This is a genomic window from Microbacterium sp. NPDC090014 (assembly GCF_044748285.1).
Taxonomy (GTDB): domain Bacteria; phylum Actinomycetota; class Actinomycetes; order Actinomycetales; family Microbacteriaceae; genus Microbacterium.
In genome coordinates this window covers 491212-508310 of record NZ_JBIVFS010000002.1, presented here as the reverse complement: position 1 = coordinate 508310, position 17099 = coordinate 491212, and the positions used below count along the sequence as shown (strand labels likewise).

At 67.7% G+C, this 17099-nt stretch carries 15 protein-coding genes and 1 tRNA gene; 3 read left to right on the top strand and 13 right to left on the bottom strand.

Annotation, left to right across the window (positions count from 1 at the left end; all coding sequences use genetic code 11):
• Positions 1-13: 13 nt before the first annotated feature.
• Both ACIPV5_RS15860 and ACIPV5_RS15855 read right to left on the bottom strand, forming a co-directional pair.
• A complete protein-coding gene (locus ACIPV5_RS15860) occupies positions 14-904 on the bottom strand; it encodes a rhodanese-related sulfurtransferase (RefSeq protein WP_295103069.1) in 891 nt (296 codons plus the stop codon).
• A 9-nt stretch (positions 905-913) separates the two neighbouring features.
• Positions 914-1792 carry an aminoglycoside phosphotransferase gene (locus tag ACIPV5_RS15855; RefSeq protein WP_157538284.1) on the bottom strand — a complete coding sequence of 293 codons (879 nt, stop codon included), beginning with the start codon at positions 1790-1792 and terminating at the stop codon, positions 914-916.
• Between the two features lie 244 nt (positions 1793-2036).
• Here ACIPV5_RS15855 and ACIPV5_RS15850 point away from each other — a divergent pair.
• Positions 2037-2124 (top strand) — tRNA-Ser (locus ACIPV5_RS15850).
• A 114-nt stretch (positions 2125-2238) separates the two neighbouring features.
• Here ACIPV5_RS15850 and ACIPV5_RS15845 read toward each other — a convergent pair.
• The 8 genes from ACIPV5_RS15845 to ACIPV5_RS15810 form a co-directional block, all read right to left on the bottom strand.
• The gene (locus tag ACIPV5_RS15845) at positions 2239-2838 is read right to left on the bottom strand and encodes a GNAT family N-acetyltransferase (RefSeq protein WP_400341836.1); all 600 of its coding nucleotides are present in this window, start codon (positions 2836-2838) and stop codon (positions 2239-2241) included.
• Between the two features lie 29 nt (positions 2839-2867).
• Positions 2868-3506, bottom strand: coding sequence for a phosphatase PAP2 family protein (locus tag ACIPV5_RS15840; RefSeq protein WP_072591647.1), 639 nt, complete (start codon positions 3504-3506; stop codon positions 2868-2870).
• 30 nt (positions 3507-3536) lie between these two features.
• A complete protein-coding gene (locus ACIPV5_RS15835) occupies positions 3537-4901 on the bottom strand; it encodes a multidrug effflux MFS transporter (protein ID WP_400341834.1) in 1365 nt (454 codons plus the stop codon).
• A gap of 160 nt (positions 4902-5061) precedes the next feature.
• Positions 5062-6213, bottom strand: a complete 1152-nt coding sequence (locus tag ACIPV5_RS15830; protein WP_400341832.1) for a cystathionine gamma-synthase — start codon at positions 6211-6213, stop codon at positions 5062-5064.
• A 73-nt stretch (positions 6214-6286) separates the two neighbouring features.
• On the bottom strand, positions 6287-7663 hold the full coding sequence (locus ACIPV5_RS15825; RefSeq protein WP_056279809.1) for a cystathionine beta-synthase: 1377 nt from the start codon (positions 7661-7663) through the stop codon (positions 6287-6289).
• A gap of 89 nt (positions 7664-7752) precedes the next feature.
• Positions 7753-8712 (bottom strand): carbohydrate ABC transporter permease, encoded by a 960-nt coding sequence (locus ACIPV5_RS15820; RefSeq protein ID WP_053097424.1) that lies wholly within the window; start codon positions 8710-8712, stop codon positions 7753-7755.
• A complete protein-coding gene (locus ACIPV5_RS15815; protein ID WP_053097425.1) occupies positions 8709-9848 on the bottom strand; it encodes a carbohydrate ABC transporter permease in 1140 nt (379 codons plus the stop codon). Before ACIPV5_RS15815 ends, ACIPV5_RS15820 begins: the two co-directional genes overlap by 4 nt.
• A 103-nt stretch (positions 9849-9951) precedes the next feature.
• The gene (locus tag ACIPV5_RS15810) at positions 9952-11268 is read right to left on the bottom strand and encodes an ABC transporter substrate-binding protein (protein WP_053097426.1); all 1317 of its coding nucleotides are present in this window, start codon (positions 11266-11268) and stop codon (positions 9952-9954) included.
• Positions 11269-11550: 282 nt separating this feature from the next.
• Here ACIPV5_RS15810 and ACIPV5_RS15805 point away from each other — a divergent pair, with 282 nt between their 5' ends.
• Positions 11551-12555: a LacI family DNA-binding transcriptional regulator gene (locus ACIPV5_RS15805; protein WP_400341830.1), complete on the top strand. Its 1005-nt coding sequence runs from the start codon at positions 11551-11553 to the stop codon at positions 12553-12555.
• 115 nt (positions 12556-12670) lie between these two features.
• Here ACIPV5_RS15805 and rplL read toward each other — a convergent pair whose 3' ends face one another.
• The 3 genes from rplL to ACIPV5_RS15790 all read right to left on the bottom strand — a co-directional run bounded on the left by rplL (position 12671) and on the right by ACIPV5_RS15790 (position 15609).
• Positions 12671-13048, bottom strand: coding sequence for a 50S ribosomal protein L7/L12 (gene rplL, locus ACIPV5_RS15800; protein ID WP_042539579.1), 378 nt, complete (start codon positions 13046-13048; stop codon positions 12671-12673).
• Positions 13049-13096: 48 nt separating this feature from the next.
• Positions 13097-13585, bottom strand: a complete 489-nt coding sequence (gene rplJ, locus ACIPV5_RS15795; protein ID WP_053097428.1) for a 50S ribosomal protein L10 — start codon at positions 13583-13585, stop codon at positions 13097-13099.
• Between the two features lie 230 nt (positions 13586-13815).
• On the bottom strand, positions 13816-15609 hold the full coding sequence (locus tag ACIPV5_RS15790) for a glycoside hydrolase family 15 protein (RefSeq protein ID WP_400341827.1): 1794 nt from the start codon (positions 15607-15609) through the stop codon (positions 13816-13818).
• 51 nt (positions 15610-15660) lie between these two features.
• Here ACIPV5_RS15790 and ACIPV5_RS15785 point away from each other — a divergent pair, with 51 nt between their 5' ends.
• Positions 15661-17025 (top strand): glucose-6-phosphate dehydrogenase, encoded by a 1365-nt coding sequence (locus ACIPV5_RS15785; RefSeq protein WP_400341826.1) that lies wholly within the window; start codon positions 15661-15663, stop codon positions 17023-17025.
• Positions 17026-17099 lie beyond the last annotated feature (74 nt).

Below are 17099 nucleotides of genomic sequence, written 5' to 3'. Positions count from 1 at the left end.
GCTGGCCAGGGGATCAGGCGGCGTGCAGCTCGCAGCGCACCGAGTCGCAGGATTCGCAGACGACGAACTGGGTGCGGCAGGCGGGGTCCGGGCAGTTCGCGGTGCGCTTGGTCGGCACACCGCAGCCGACGCACTCGCCGATGACGGCCGCGTGGTCGGAGAAGTCGACGGAGCCGCGCTTGTCGAACACGTAGAGTGACCCCTCCCAGAGGCCCTCGTCACCGTACTGCTCGCCATAGCGGACGATGCCGCCCTCGAGTTGGTACACCTCGCCGAACCCGCGGGCTGTCATCAGGCTCGAGAGCACCTCGCAGCGGATGCCGCCCGTGCAGTAGGTGACGACCGGCTTGCCTTTGAGGTCGTCGTAGGCACCCGAGTCGAGCAGCTGCACGAAGTCGCGAGTCGTCTCGGTGTCGGGAACGACCGCTCCCCGGAAGCGGCCGATCTGCGCTTCGAGCGCGTTGCGTCCGTCGAAGAACACGACCTCGTCGCCTCGCTCCCCCATCAGCTCGTGCAGCTCTTCCGGTGTGAGCCGAGTGCCGCCGCCGATGACCCCGTTCTCATCGACCCGCAGTTCGCCCGGTGCTCCGAACGACACGATCTCGTCGCGCACCTTGACGCTGAGCTTCGGAAAGTCGACGCTACGACCATCCGCGTCGACGCCGGTGCCTTCGCTCCACTTGATGTCGGCGTTCTTGAAGGGCGCATAAGACCGGAATGACCGCGCCCATTTCTTCAGCGCCAGAAGGTCACCGCCCAACGTGCCGTTGACTCCGTCCTTCGAGATGAGGAGCCGTCCGCGCAGCCCCAGCGCTTCGCCGAGGTCGCGCTGCCACACCCGGATCGCATCCGGATCGGCGAGCGGGGTGAAGACGTAGAAGAGGACGATCTTGGGGGTTGCCACCCAGAGATCCTACGTCGCACGAGCGGGAGCCCGACGCCGCAGCGGCACCCGAGTGCCGAGAAGCCGCCCGACGTGACGATGCACCGCGGGCACGAGTCCGACGTGCTCTCCGGCGTCCGCACGTGTGAGCAGCTTCGTCATCACGTACAGCTGAGAGACGATGCCGCTCTCGGTCTCCAGGTCCCGACGGAATCGCCGCGCGATCTGATCTGCCACGTGCGGAACGGCCAGGGAGTGTCCGAGCAGGAACGCCGGGTCGTAGCCGCGAGGCGCCAGACCCCAGGACTCCCAGTCGGCGATCGCGAACGGCTCCCGGTGAAGGTTGTTCCAGTGCAGGTCGCCGTGGCTCGCCACCCAGTCGTCCTGGTCGACATCGAGGTCGATGCCGAAGAACACGCCGATCCTGCGGCGCATGATCTCGGAATCGAGCACGGTGCGCTCCGTCGGCGTCGCCGCGACGGCGTCGAGGTTGCGTTCGAGCGCGGTCCACCACGTCTCGTCCAGCCCGGGCGTCCGCTCGAGCACGGATGTCGGAGCGCACACCCGACCGGGAAGCAGGCTCATGAGGTCGGCCCGATACACCAGCGGTCCTTCCTCCCACGCCCGCGCGTCGATCAGTCGGGGCTTCTCGACCCCGGTGATGGTCATCGCGTCCTGGTTGCCGACCCACCACGAGCTCCTCGCCCACTCGCTTCGAGCCCAGACGACTCGCAACCAGTATGAGGAGCCGGCCCGTTCGACGGCTGAGCCGATCGACCGGTCGCGCCATCCGAAGCGTGAACGGCCGATCGCATCGAGGCCGAGGTCTGCGAGAGCGCGGGAGTGTGCCAGGCGCAACGCGGTGCGCACAGGAGTGCTGGCCACGGTGGGCAAAGGGTCTGTCGCCATGAACGTCCTTCCGAGACGAGTTCGCCGATCGGTGTCGGCTGCGCGGCTGGGCTCATACACCCTGGCCGTGCGCTCTTATATGACTGCATAGTGTCTACGTTCGAGGCTAGAGAGCATCGCTTCGCGGGCGCAAGGCTCGGACGGATCGCATACCGGTGGAGCAGCATCCCGCCGGATGATGCTCCTCACACGAGCTGGTCATGGGCTGCCCACCCGATCGGATAGACTGTTCAGGTTGTTCCTTGGTGACGTGTCCGAGCGGCCGAAGGAGCACGCTTGGAAAGCGTGTGTTGTGCAAGCAACCGCGGGTTCGAATCCCGCCGTCACCGCCAAAAAGCATGAAGGGTCTCCGCGCCAGCGGGGGCCCTTCATGCTTTTTATCGAGCGCTGGGGATTCGGGGAGGCGCGAGCGCAGCGAGCACCGGACCCGCCGCCCGGCCGAGAGCTCAGTCGAACGTCACGCCGAAGCTCTGTCCGCCCGGCTCCGCAGGGAGCGGTGTCATGCCCAGCCGCTTGTAGAAGGCGGCGGCGCCCGTGTTGTTCGGGTCCATGCCCAGATGCAGCCCCCGCACTCCGCGGCGGCGCAGTTCGTTGAAGAGCGTCTCGATCAGCTGGCGCCCGAGTCCCTGACCCTGGGTCTCGGGCAGGAGGTCGATGTGCAGGTGCGCGGGGTACTCCTCCGCGTTCGCGTCCCGGCCCGGGGCCTGCGCATAGCCGTATTCGATCATGCGATCCTCACGGGTGCTCGGCTCGTCGACCCTCGGGTACCGCTCCTGTCGCCTAGGCCACCACTCGTCGCGGAACCAGGTCGCGAAGGCATCCGTGTCGTCCGTCGCCACGATGTAGCCGATCACGCGCTCGTCGTCGGTCTCGACGACCCAGGCGAGGTCGGGGTGGCGTTCGACGTACGGCACGGCGAAGAGGTCACCCCAGAGCGAGTCGTCCGAGAAGATCCCGGTCGCGTCGGCTCCGGCATCCGCAGTCCTGACGCAGACGTCGTAGAGGGCGGCGCGGTCGGACGGACGATACGGACGGATGCGCGACAATGCTGCTCCTCGATGCGATGTGGACGGTGTCAGCCTACCGGCGCGACTGCGGGGTCGTCCCGCTGCGACGTCGACTGCACCCACGGCAGCAGCCAGGCCCCCAGCACGAGAACGACGCCGGCGCCGACCAGCGCACCGCCCAGCGTGTCGGTGGCCCAGTGCACCGACAGGAGAGTACGCGAGAGCGCCATCGCGACCACCCAGAGGATGCCGAGGATCGCGGTCCACACGCGAGGGAAGACCAGCCACAGGACCATCGCGATCGTCGCCGCGTTGGCGGCGTGCCCCGAGGGGAACGATCCGTAGTCGCTCACGACGATCATGTCCTCCGGGCGCGCTCGTCCGAACAGGTGCTTCAGCAGCTGCACGGCGCCGGCGCTCGCGAGGAACGCCACAGCGGCGAACACGGCGGCCTGCCATCGCCGAGCCACGAGAAGAGCGGTGATCAGCAGCAGCGGAACGAGCAGGATCGCTATCCACCCGCCGCCGATGCTGTTCAGCACCAACGCGAACGACAGCATCGCGTCGGTGCGGTACGTGCTGATCGTCTCGTTCCACCAGGTGTCGAAGCCGGGAGGCTCGGTGTACCCGAACACGATCGCCGCTCCGAGGAGCGTCGCCGCGACGAGCATCCCTATTCCCCACCACAGCAGCGTTCGTGATCTCATCGAACCATTCTGCCGGTCGGAAGCTGAAAGTCAGGGAGCCAGCATGCCGACAGTCCGTGGACGCACGATCAGCCACAGTGACAGGACCCCGATGGCCGCGCATCCGACCATCACGGAGGCCATCGTCGTGGCGGTGATCCCCGCACCCTGAGAGACCCAGCCGACGACCGGCGAGATCAGCCCTGCGACGCCGAAGTTCGTGGCTCCGATCACGGACGCCGCGGTGCCCGCCGCCTTGCCGTGCCTGTCGAGAGCGAGCACCTGCACGTTCGGGAAGGTGAAGCCGCAGGCCGTCATGAAGACGAACAGCGGGATGACCGTGCCCCACAGCCCGAGGCCGAGCTGATCGGTCACGATGATGGCGATGCCCGCGAGAAGCAGGACCGCCGTCGAGTAGGCCATGACCCACTGCGGTCCGAAGCGCGCGGCGAGTCGCGAGGCCGTCTGCACGCCGGCGACGACACCGAGCGAGTTGACCGCGAACAGGAGACCGTACTGCTGCGCGTCGAGCCCGTGCGTCTGCTGGAACAGGAACGGCGAGGCCGACAGGTACGAGAACAGACCCGAGAAGGTCATGCCCCCGATGATCAGCACGCCGATGAAGACGCGATCGGAGAACACCGAGCGGTAGCGCTGCATAACTGTCGCGCCGCCCTTCTCCTGGCGGCGTGCGATCGGCAGCGTCTCGGGGATGAAGACGATGGCCGACACGAGCATCACGACGCCGTACAGGGCCAACACGACGAAGATGCCGCGCCACGGCATCAGCGTGAGCAGCCATGAGCCGATCAGCGGGGCGATCACCGGGGCGACGCCCGACACGAGGGCGAGCCGCGACAGCATCACCACGAGCCTGCGGCCGCCGAACAGATCGCGGACGATGGCCATGGCGACGACGCCGCCCGCGGCCGCTCCCACGCCCATCAAGACTCGCGCGCCGCTGAGCAGCGGAAGGGTGGGCGCGTACGCCGCCGCCGCACTGGCGAGCACGTGCAGCGCTGTTACGACGATCAGCGGGATACGGCGGCCCACTTTGTCACTGAGCGGCCCCACGACGAGCTGGCCGAGCGCGAAGCCGATCATCGTGCCCGTCAGGGTCAGCTGGATCGCTGCCGCCGTGGTCTCGAAGTCCTGCTCCAGCACCGGGAAGGCAGGCAGATACAGGTCGATCGTGAACGGGCCGAGCGCGGTGAGCGCGCCGAGCAGCACGATGTACAGGGCTCGACGGCCGTTCGAGATCGAGTCGCCGGGGTGCAGCATGATCGGCGCGGTGGCCGGGTTCGAGCCGAGCGTGCGGATCGCGCCCGTCGACGACGGGATGCGGATGCTGCCCGTGGCGGTCCGCTCAGGAGCGGGGGTGGTCGGGATGGAGTCAGTGCGTGGAGCGTCGGGCACGACGGTCCTTCCGGAGTTGGAGGGGATCAGGTGAGTCGCGAGGGATCACGTCGCGAGAGCGGCCGAATCCGCGACGGAAGTCGAATCGATTCGATCCGGGCGAAGTCTCCATGCTACAGCCCGCTCGCGCCCACCTGCGTGCGCCATCGACGCTGAGGGGTCAGCCGAGGCGAGCGAGCCCCTGCTCGAGGTCGGCGATCAGGTCGTCGACGCCTTCGATGCCGACGGACAGCCGAACGACGTTCTCGGGCACGGCGAGCGCGGTGCCCCGCACCGAGGCGTGGGTCATGTCCGGCGGGTATCCGATCAGCGACTCGACACCGCCGAGGGACTCCGCGAGCTGGAACAGCTCGGTCGATTCCGCGAACGACTTGGCTGCATCGGCACCGGCGGAGAGACCGAGTGACAGCATCCCGCCGAACCCGCTCATCTGCCGCGTGGCGACGTCGTGCCCCGGGTGAGAGGCGAGCCCCGGGTAGTACACGGTCGCGAACTCCGGGCGGCCGGCTGCCCATTCGGCGATGGCCTGCGCGTTCTCGGAGTGCTGGCGCACCCGCACCGCGAGCGTCTTGATGCCGCGGGTCGTGAGCCAGGCGTCGAGAGGCGCGGAGACCGCACCCACCGCGAACTGCTGGAACTTGACCTGCTCGAAGAAACGGTCGTCGCGGAACACGACCGCACCGCCCAGCACGTCGGAGTGCCCGCCGAGGTACTTCGTGGTCGAGTGCACGACGAGATCGGCGCCGAGCGAGAGCGGCTGCTGCAGTGCCGGTGAGGCGAAGGTGTTGTCGACGACGGCGATCGCCCCGGCCGCGTGGGCGATCTCGGCGATGAGCTCGATGTCGACGATCTTCAGCAGCGGGTTGCTGGGCGTCTCGACCCAGACGATCTTCGTCTCGGGCCGGATCGCCGCGCGCAGCTCGTCGACGTTCGACAGCTCGACCGTCGTGGTCTCGATGCCCCAGGGCGCGAGCACCTTGGTGAGCAGGCGGTAGGTGCCGCCGTAGACGTCGTTTCCGAGCACGATGTGATCGCCGGGTCGGAGGATGCCGCGCAGCAGCGCATCCTCCGCAGCGAGCCCCGACGCGAACGACAGCGCGTTCGCGCCGCCTTCGAGTGCGGCGAGCTGCGTCTCGAGCGATGACCGTGTCGGGTTGCCGGCTCGGTTGTACTCGTACCCGTCTCGGAACCCGCCGATGCCGTCCTGCACATGCGTCGAGGCCTGATAGATCGGCGGGATGATCGACCCGGTGGTCGGGTCAGGCGCCTGACCTGCGTGGATGGCTCTGGTGGCGAAGGCATGCTCGGACATGTCCCTCAGCCTACGTCCGCTCCGGCGACCGCATCCGCTCCTGTTACGTCCGGCGTCCGGCGTCCGTGCGGGATCAGCGGGAGATGTACGACAGCAGGTCCTGTCGCGTGAGCACCGTGTGCGGCTTGCCGTCGAGGGTGACGAGCAGCGCGTCGACATCGGCGAGCGCCGCACGTGCCTGCGCGATCGGCGCGTGGATGCCGATGAGGGGCAGCCTGTCCCCCACATGATCGCCCACGGCGTCCGCGGGCTTCGCATCGCCTCGGAACAGCAGGTCCAGCAGCCCCTTCTCGTCGACCGTGCCGACCACCTCGCCCATCATGACCGGCGGCTCGGCGCTCAGCACCACCAGCTGAGAGACGTCGTACTCGGTCATCATGCCGATGGCCTCGAGCACGGTGTCGGTCGGATGCGCGTGCACCAGATCGGGGATGCCCTCCCCCAGGCGGGCCGTGCGCGCGGCGAGCACGTCGCCGACGGTCTCGCCCTCCTCCACCTCGCTGAACCCGTACGAGCGCATCCAGCCGTCGTTGAAGATCTTGCCGAGATACCCGCGCCCGCCATCCGGAAGCAGCACCACCATCACGGCGTCCGCCGGCAGATCACGCGCCACCCGCAGCGCGCCGACCACGGCCATGCCGCTGGAGCCTCCGACGAGGATTCCCTCTTCTCGCGCGAGCCGCCGGGTCATCGCGAACGACTCGGCGTCGTCGACGGCGACGATCTCGTGCGGCACGCTCGGGTCGTAGGCGCCGGGCCAGATGTCCTCGCCGACTCCCTCGACCAGGTACGGGCGCCCGGTGCCGCCGCTGTAGACGCTGCCCTCGGGGTCGATTCCGACGATGCGGACCCGATCGTCCGACACCTCCCGCAGATACCGGCCGGTTCCGGTGATCGTGCCCCCGGTGCCGACCCCGGCGACGAAGTGCGTGACGCGGCCGTCGGTGTCTCGCCAGATCTCGGGGCCGGTGGTCTCGTAGTGGCTGCGCGGCCCGTTGGGGTTCTCGTACTGGTTGGGCTTGAACGCCCCGGGGATCTCGCGGGCGAGCCGGTCGCTCACGCTGTAGTACGACTCGGGGCTGTCTGCCGCCACCGAGGTCGGAGTGACGACCACCTCGGCACCATAGGCGCGCAGCACGTCGATCTTGTCCTCGCCGACCTTGTCCGGCAGCACGAAGACGCACTTGTACCCGCGCTGCTGGGCGACCAGCGCGAGTCCGACGCCGGTGTTGCCGCTCGTCGGCTCGACGATCGTGCCGCCCGGCCGCAGGTCGCCCGAGGCCTCGGCCGCGTCGATGATGCGCGAGGCGATGCGGTCCTTCGCGGAGCCGCCGGGGTTGAGGTACTCGAGCTTCACGAGAACCGTGCACTCCACGCCCTCGGTGACGTGCTGGAGCTTCACGAGGGGCGTGTCGCCGACGAGGTCGACGATAGAGTCTGCGTACTTCATGTTCACAGCGTACGTGCGACGATGCCGCGACCGGGGCTGTGTTGCGCCCGATCGCGGCATCGTGTGCTCGACCTGTCTCCGAGGGCCGATCAGCCCTTGGTGGACCCCGCCAGGAGTCCTCGCACGAAGTACCGCTGGAGCGAGAAGAAGACGATCAGCGGGACGATGATCGACACGAAGGCTCCTGCGGTGAGCAGGTACCATCCCTCGCCGCGACCGGTGATCTCGGCGAGCACCTTCGTGATCGGCGAGGCGGCGCCGTCGGCGAACACGAGGGCGACGAGCAGGTCGTTCCACACCCACAGGAACTGGAAGATCGCCACCGACGCGATCGCCGGCATCGTCAGCGGAAGCACGATCCGGAAGAAGATCTGTCCGCGGGATGCGCCGTCGACGCGAGCCGCCTCGATGATCTCCCCCGGGATCTCCGACATGAAGTTGTGCAGCAGGTAGATCGCCAGCGGCAGCGCGAACATCGTGTGCGCGATCCACACCTGTGCGTAGCCGCCCGAGGCGTCCAGTCCCTGCGTCACCTGGACGCCGAACAGGTTGATGCCCCGCGAGAACGACGACAGCAGCGGCACGAGAGCCATCTGGATCGGCACGATCTGCAGCGCGAACACGAAGATGAACAGCGCGTTGCGTCCCTTGAAGTCGATCCAGGAGAACGCGTAGGCCGCCATCGCCGCGATCATCAGCGGGATGAGCGTGGCGGGGATCGTGATCACGATGGAGTTGAAGAACGACTCCAGGATCGTCAGCTGCGTCGTTCCGGACTGCAGCACGGCGACATAGTTGTCGAGCGTCAGCTGCGGGTTGGTGAAGACCGTCCACCAGCCGCTCGTCTCGATCGCGTCCCTCTCACGGAACGACGAGATGAACAGGCCGAGCGTCGGGATCGTCCACACCACGGCGATCACGATCGATGCGACGGTGGCCCACGGACGGCTCAGGCGCTTGCGCGCGCGGCCGGCCGAGGCTTCGAAGCGTCCGGCGGTGGTGATCGCCCTCGTGCTCTGTCCGGTGTCTGAGTTCACGGTGTCGGTCATCGGATCTCCCGCTGCTTCTTGATCTGGCGCGCGTTGTAGATCACGATCGGGAGCACCAGGATGAACAGGATGACGGAGAGCGCAGCGCTGCGTCCCGCCTCGAACTTGGAGAACTGCGTGTACATCTCGTTCGCGAGCACCGAGGTGCCGTAGTTGCCACCGGTCATCGTGCGGACGATGTCGAAGACCTTCAGCGAGGCGATCGAGATGGTGGTGAGGACGACGATCAGCGCGGGGCGGATCGACGGGATCGTCACCGAACGGAATCGCTCCCACGCGTTCGCGCCGTCGAGCTCGGCCGCTTCGAGGAGCTCTGTGGGAACTCCCTTGATCGACGCCGACAGGACGACCATCGCGAAACCGGTCTGCACCCAGATCAGCACGACGATGAGGGCGAGGTTGTTCCACGGTCCGTTGAGCAGGAACTGCTGCGGTTCTCCGCCGAACCAGACCAGGATCTGGTTGAGCAGACCGATCTGCTCGAACTCCGGACCGCGGTAGGCGTAGACGAAGCGCCAGATGATGCTCGCGCCGACGAACGAGATCGCCATCGGCATGAAGACGAGGAGCTTGTAGATCTTCTCGCCGCGGGTCTTGTCGATGAACACCGCGTAGGCCAGACCGACGATGGTCGAGAGCGTCGGGACCAGGAGCACCCAGACGATCGTGTTCACGACCGAGGTGACGCCGTCGGACTGCGTGAAGATCCAGAGGTAGTTCGAGAAGCCGACGAAGTCGCTGCCGGTGGAGTTCCAGAACGACGCGTAGACCGTCTGGATGGACGGCAGGATCAGGCCCGCGAGCAGCAGCAGCATGGCCGGGGCCATGAATGCCACGAGCTGGATCAGGTACCCGGCTCCGTCGCGGGAACGGTAGTCGAGGAAGAAGAACAGGGCGCCGACGGCGACCGCTACTCCCATCGCCCAGTAATAGGAGTTGAAGAACCACATCACCGCGAACGGGATGAGCAGGCACATCGCCAGGCGGATGCCGGTGTAGAGCGCGCCCTTACGGGGCGCGATGTCGACGAGAAGCAGGATGACGACGACGACCACCGCGAACGCGATGACCACGGCGAGAGCCTGGGCGATCGGGGGCAGAGACCCGATCCATTGGAAGAACACAGTCGCGTTCATGGATTCCCCTTCATGAGACGGAGCTGATCAGCGGTCCGCGCGGCGATGCGCGGACCGAGAGGGAGAAGGTGGGCCGCCCGACGGGGCGGCCCACCTCATCCGATCAGCTGGAGGGCCAGCCGGTCTCGATCTGGGTCAGGACCTCGTCGGTCGAGGTGCCGTTGATCCAGGCGACCATGCCCTTCCAGAAGGTTCCCGAGCCGACGGCGCCGGGCATCTGGTCGGATCCGTCGAAGCGGAACGTGACCGAGTCGTCCTGGAGCAGCTTGATCGACTCCTGCAGGATCGGGTTCTCGACGGCCTCGATGTCGACGCCCTTGTTCGCAGACGTCACGCCACCGAGCGCCAGACGGCTGTCAGCCCACTCGGGGCTCGAGAGGTACTCGAGCACCTTCTGCGTCGCCTCGTCGTCGCTGAACGCGCCGACGATCTCGCCACCACCGGTGATGAACGTCTCGTCCTCGCTCTGGCTCGGAAGCAGGAACGCCCACACGTCGCCGTCCTCGGCGATGTTCGTGCCCTCGGGGAAGAAGCCCGACAGGAACGACGCCTGGTGCGTCAGTGCGCACTCGCCGCTCGCGACCGCAGGGGCCACGTCGCCGAATGCCGTGGAGTTGACCGAACGCACGTCGCCGAAGCCGCCGTTGACGTAGGCCGGGTTGAGCAGGATCTCACCGGTGGCGTCGAACGCCTCCTTGATCTGCGGGTCGGTGAAGGGGATCTCGTTCTTGACCCACTGGTCGTAGACGTCGGCGCCCGCGTTGCGGAGCACGAGGTCCTCGATCCAGTCGGTGCCGGGCCAGCCGGTCGCCACACCCGACTCGAAGCCGGCGCACCAGGGTGCCTTGCCGCTCTTCTCCTGGATGGTCTGGGTCAGCGTGAGCAGCTCGTCCCAGCTCGTGGGCTCCTGGACTCCCCACTCGGCGAACTTCGTCGGCGAGTACCAGACCCAGCCCTTGACGCTCGCCATGAGCGGCGCGCCGTAGAACTCGTCCTCGTAGGTGCCGAAGTCGACCCATCCCTGCGTCCAGTACTCCTTGGCGTTCGCCTCGACGGCGTCAGGGGCCGGCTTCAGGAAGTCGCGAGCCGCATAGTCCGCGAACAGACCCGGCTGCGGGAAGATCGCGATGTCGGGCGGGTTGCCGCCCTGTGCACGGGTGCCGAGCTGAGTCTCGAAGTCCTGGCTGCCCTCGTACTTGATCGTGATGTCGTTCTCCTTCTCGAAGTCCGCCCAGGACTCTGCGAGAAGTTCTGCCTCTCCTTCGACGATCGTGCCGTAGATCGTGACGGTGTTGTCTCCGCCGCCGCCTTCTCCCCCGCCGTCCGTGCCGCCGGGAGCACCACAACCGGCGAGCGCGATGCCCGCGACTCCCAGCAGTGCGATTGGCGCGTAACGCCGGGAACGCTGTGACAGACCCATGTGAATTCTCCTCTTCGAGTTTCCCGGCTCCCACGACATTCCGCGCCGCCCCTCGGCACAGAATCGGGAACCGATTCCAGGACAACCTATCGGGGTCCGACGCCGCGGCACAATAAGCCAGGATCACAGACTGACAACCATTCGCAGCGCCCTGGCACGAACCATGGGAGCGCTCCCTCACAATTCCTGTGGAACCGGTTCCTTTTCGTCCCTGCGACCCGTTACGCTGTCATCGGCGCAGGGGTGGGGGCTCGCGTCGCAGTCATGGTCGAGGAGGACCGGATGAGCACGATCGCCGACGTCGCGGCGCGCGCTGGCGTGTCGAAGGCGACGGCGAGCCGAGCACTCAGCGGACGCGGTTACGTCTCGGAAGACACCCGCAAGCGGGTCGCCGATGCTGCCGGAGAACTCGCCTATGTCGCACACTCCTCCGCGACGAGTCTCGCCACGGGCCGCACGCAGACCGTCGGAGTCATCATGCCGCCGGTCGACCGCTGGTTCTTCTCGGAGCTGCTCGCCGGCATCCAGGAATCGCTGTTCGCCCTCGACTACGAGCTCGCCCTCTACGGCATCCGCGAAGGCAGCGAGACCCGCGAGCGCCTGTTCGACATCGTGCTGCCCGGGCGACGGTTCGACGGGATCATCGCGGTCGGCATCCAGCCCAGCGCACAGGAGCTCGAACGTCTGCACCGCTCCGAGCGACCGCTCGTCAGCGTCGGTCCGTACAGTGAGGGATCCAGTGCCGTGTCGATCGACGACATCGCCGCCGCCCGGATCGCCACCGAGCACCTGATCGAACTCGGCCATACCGATATCGCGTTCGTCGGTGGATCCACGGATCCGGACCATCTCAGCTTCGGCGACGCCCAGCGCGTGGAGGGATATCTCGAGGCTCTCGCCGCGGCGGGACTCGAGGCGGTCGCGAGGATCGCGGACAGCCGCCCGACCATGCCCGGCGGCTACGCCGCCGCCGTCGAGCTCCTCGGTGACCGCAGAGGACGCCCCACCGCGATCGTCGGCGTCTGCGACGAGGCGGCGATCGGCGCGATGATCGCGGCACGTCGCCTCGGCATCGCCGTGCCGACCGAGCTCAGCATCGTCGGAGTCGACGACCACCAGCACGCCGAGATGTTCGCGCTCACGACCATCAGGCAGTCACCGCGCGAACAGGGCCACGAGGCAGTGCGCCTGCTGCGGCAGCAGATCGACCACCCGGATTCTCCGCGCGAGCGCACCGTGACGACATCCTCGCTGGTCGTCCGGAGCTCCACCGCCGGACGACGCTGACCGCTCCTCTGCGGATCTGCGCCCCGGACGCACGAAAGCCCCGGGCGGACCCGGGGCTTTCGTGAAGCGTTCAGACGCTTCCAGGGCGAGGCATCACGCCGCGACCTGGAACGGATTACTTGAGGGTAACCGTGGCGCCTGCCTCTTCGAGGGCAGCCTTGGCCTTCTCGGCTGCTTCCTTGTTCGCGCCCTCGAGCACGGCCTTGGGAGCACCGTCGACGACGGCCTTGGCCTCGCCGAGACCGAGCGAGGTGAGCTCGCGGACGGTCTTGATGACCTGGATCTTCTTGTCGCCGGCAGCCTCGAGGATGACGTCGAAGGAGTCCTTCTCCTCAACCTCTTCAGCAGCGCCGCCGCCTGCGCCTGCAACGGCGACGGGGGCAGCAGCGGTGACCTCGAACTTCTCCTCGAACGCCTTGACGAAGTCGTTGAGCTCGACGAGGGTCAGGCCTGCGAACTGCTCGAGCAGCTCCTCAGTGGTGAGCTTAGCCATGATGTATCTCCTAGATAGGTGGGTTTGTTGAACGAGATCGTGGGTCGCTCACGCGGCCTCAGCGGTCTCCAGCTTTTCGCGAAGAGCATCGATGGTGGCAGCAGCCTTGCCCATCGTCGCCTTCATCATGCCCGCAGCCTTCGCCAGCAGAACCTCACGGCTCTCGAGCGCGGCGTACTTGTTGACCTCGTCGGCAGAGAGGGCGTTGCCCTCGAAGATGCCGGACTTGATCACGAGAAGCGGGTTGGCCTTGGCGAAGTCACGAAGAGCCTTGGCAGTGGCGACGAAGTCGCCATGCACGAACGCGACAGCCGACGGACCTTTGAGGTCGTCGTCCAGCGCGGTGATGCCAGCCTTGTTGGCGGCGATCTTGGTCAGCGTGTTCTTCACCACGGCGTACTCAGCGTCCTGACGGATGCTGTTGCGCAGCTCCTTGAGCTGGGCAACCGTCAGACCGCGGTACTCGGTCAGCAGAACGGCAGTCGAGTTCTCGAATGACTTCGTGAGCTCGGCAACCGATGCGTCCTTCTGCGCCATGGTCACTCCTTGGTGTGTACGAGGCGCCTCACGGAGGTGAGGCGCCGGCCCCTGACCGCATGCAACAGAAAAGCTCCGGCGCAAGCGCACGGAGCTCTGAAAGTTCGTGTCCTGCGCGGGCCCCTGCTGAGCAGAGCTTCGATCGCCTCGCGTTCTCACGCACGACGATGACCAGCGGTCTTCGGTTGTTCCCAGGCTACCTCATCGACCGCCGACCCTCAAATCGGACGTCAGTCCCGGTGCGCCGCGCGTCCCCGGTGCCCGGCGAGTGCGTCGGCGGCCCGGATGAGACTCAGGTGCGAGAGTGCCTGCGGAGTGTTGCCGGCCTGCCGCTGGTGTCCGACGTCGTACTCCTCCGAGAGCAGGCCGAGATCGTTCGCCATCGCCATCACTCCGGCCATGAGGGTCTGCGCGTCGCCCGTGCGCCCGCTCGCCGCATACTGCTCGACGAGCCAGAAGCTGCAGGCGATGAAGGGATGCTCCCCTCCACCGAGTCCGTCGACGCCGGACTCGGTGCGGTAGCGCCGCACGAATCCGTTCACGAGCAGGCGACTCTCGATCTCGGCGACGGTGCGCAGCATGCGCGGATCGTCGGCGGCGCAGTACCCGACCTGCGGCAGCAGCAGCAGCGAGGCATCGACGTCGCCGGATCCGTAGTGCTGGACGAAATGGCCGCCCTCCGCATCGACACCGCGGTCGTCGATCTCGCGACGCAGGCGATCGCGCACGCCCTCCCACCGCTCGGCATCGCCGGCGAGACCATGCTCCCGCACGGCACGGACTCCCCGGTCGAGCGCGGCCCACATCATGACCCGCGAGTGCGTGAACCACTGCGGCTCGCCCCGGATCTCCCAGATTCCGTTGTCGGGGCGATCGATCGACGCGATCACCTGCTCGACGAGCGCGCGCTGCAAGGGCCAGGAGAAGTCCCCCTCTTCCAGACCCGCGATCCTGGCCGCCTCGAGAGCGACCAGGACCTCGCCGATCACATCACCCTGGTATTGGTCGACGGCCCCGTTGCCGATGCGCACCGGCGCTGAACCGTCATAACCGGGGAGACTGGTCAGCTCGCGCTCGAGGAGATCGCGCTCACCGGCGATCCCGTACATGATCTGCACCTCCCGCGGTTCCCCCGCGACGGCCCGGAGCAGCCAGCGGCGCCACTGATGCGCTTCGGCGAGGAAGCCATGAGCGATCAGCGCCTCGAGCGTCAGCGCGGCATCCCGCAGCCAGACGAAGCGGTAGTCCCAGTTGCGCGAGCCGCCGAAGTCCTCGGGCAGCGAGGTCGTGGCCGCGGCGACGATGCCTCCGGTGTCCTTATTGGTGAGCGCACGCAGCACCAGCAGAGAGCGGACGACGGCGTCGCGATGCGGGCCGTCGTGGCGGATCCCGCTCGCCCATCCCTGCCACCAGGCCCGCGTCCCGGCGATCGCCTCTTCGACGTCGAGCGGCTTCGGCGCGTGCTCATATGAGAGGAACCAGCTGAGCGTGAGGTCACGGATCTCGTCGGCGCCGACCGTCACCGTCGCCCGGTGCCGATGGTCCTCGGCGTGGAATCGCACGCCGCGCACGATCACCGACTCGGGCCCGGCCGTCGCATGCAGCGCCGGGTGATCCGGAGTGCCGACCTGCCGCACCCACGGCAGCCGACGGGAATAGTCGAAGTGCAGGCGCAGCTCGGTGTCGAACTCGACGCTGCCCGAGACGCCGACGATCCGTCGGATGACCTCGGTGCGCGTCGGCTGGATCGGCATGAACTCGTGCACCTCCGCGACGCCCTCCGCCGTCTCCCACCGGGTGACCAGGATGAAGGTGTCCGAGAGGTAGAACCGCGTCGATGTCGCCCCGGCATCACTCGGGCGCAGCGTCCAGCATCCGTGACCGGGGTCGCCCAGGAGAGCGCCGAACACCGAGGACGAATCGAAACGCGGAAGGCACAGCCAGTCGATGCTGCCGTCTCGCGAGACGAGCGCGCCGGTGCGGCAGTCGCTGAGCAGGGCGTAGTCCTCGATCGGAGCGGGCATCGACCGAGTCTGACATGTTCACCCGAGGGTCGGAGCGATTACGGTGAGAACATGACCGATGCGACGACGCTGGTGATCCTCGGTGCAGGTGGCGACCTCACCTCTCGGCTCCTCCTGCCCGCTCTGGGCCAGCTGCTGAAGAGAGAACCCGCGCGTTCGGTGCGGATCGTCGGCGCCGATCGCGAGGAGTGGACGGATGCCGAGCTGCGGGCCGTCGTCGACACGGCCTTCGCCTCGATGGACGCCGAGGACGCGGCAGCCCGTGTCGACGTCACCTACGCCCGCACCGACATCACGCGCGCCGACGATCTGCGTGCGCTGCTCGGCGGACTCACCGGCCGCGTGGCCCTCTACTTCGCAGTGCCTCCGGCCGTGGCGGCGGCGTGCATGGCCGCACTCACGCCCGACATGCTGCCCGCGGGCGCCATGCTCGTGATGGAGAAGCCGTTCGGCACCGACGAGTCGAGCGCCCGCGAGCTGAATCGCATCCTCACCGCCCTCGTGCCCGAGACCCAGGTGTTCCGCGTCGACCACTTCCTGGGTCGCTCGACCACGCTGAATCTCCTCGGCGCACGGTTCGCGAACCGCATCCTCGAACCGCTCTGGTCTGCGGAGAGCATCGAGTCCATCGACATCGTCTACGACGAAGCGCTGGCGCTCGAGGGGCGTGCGGGTTACTACGACAAGGCCGGCGCACTGGTCGACATGATCCAGAGTCATCTGCTCCAGGTGCTCGCCGTGCTCGCGATGGAAGAGCCCGCCACCCTCGACGAGGTCGACTTCCGCGCCGCGACCGGCGCGGTGCTCCGCGCGACCACCGTGTGGGGCGACGACCCCGCCGGGTCGTCTCGCCGCGCCCGCTACACCGCGGGAGAGATCGACGGCACCGCGAAGCCCTCGTACGTCGACGAACCCGGCGTCGACCCGGGTCGGGAGACCGAGACGCTCGCCGAGGCGACCTTCGAGGTCCGCAACGCGCGCTGGGCGGGAATCCCGTTCCGGCTCCGCTCCGGCAAGGCCCTCGGAACGCCCGCCAGAGAGATCGTCGTGCGCTTCCGTCCTGTCCGCCATCTGCCCCGCGGGCTCACCGGCACGTCCGACGGAGCGGTGCTGCGCTTCTCGCTCGGTCCCGACCGGATGTCGCTCGAGCTGAACCTGAACGCATCCGAGGACCCGCTCGAGCTGGAGCGCGCGATCCTGTCCGCTGAGCTCGGCGAGGGCGCGCTCAAGGCGTACGCCGAGGTGCTGTCCGGCGTCCTCGACGGGGATCCGATGCTCGCCGTGCGGGGAGACGCCGCCGAGCAGTCGTGGCGGATCGTCGCCCCCATCCTCGAGGCGTGGCAGCGGGGCGATGTGCCGCTCGACGACTACGTCGCCGGATCCGCCGGCCCGGAGGCGTGGCCGACGCACAGCTGAGTCTCTGCCGGGGTCGAACGCCCGAGGGAACGCCCCGGGCGGCGTGTGCGGGAGGGAGAGTCGGCGACCGGGGT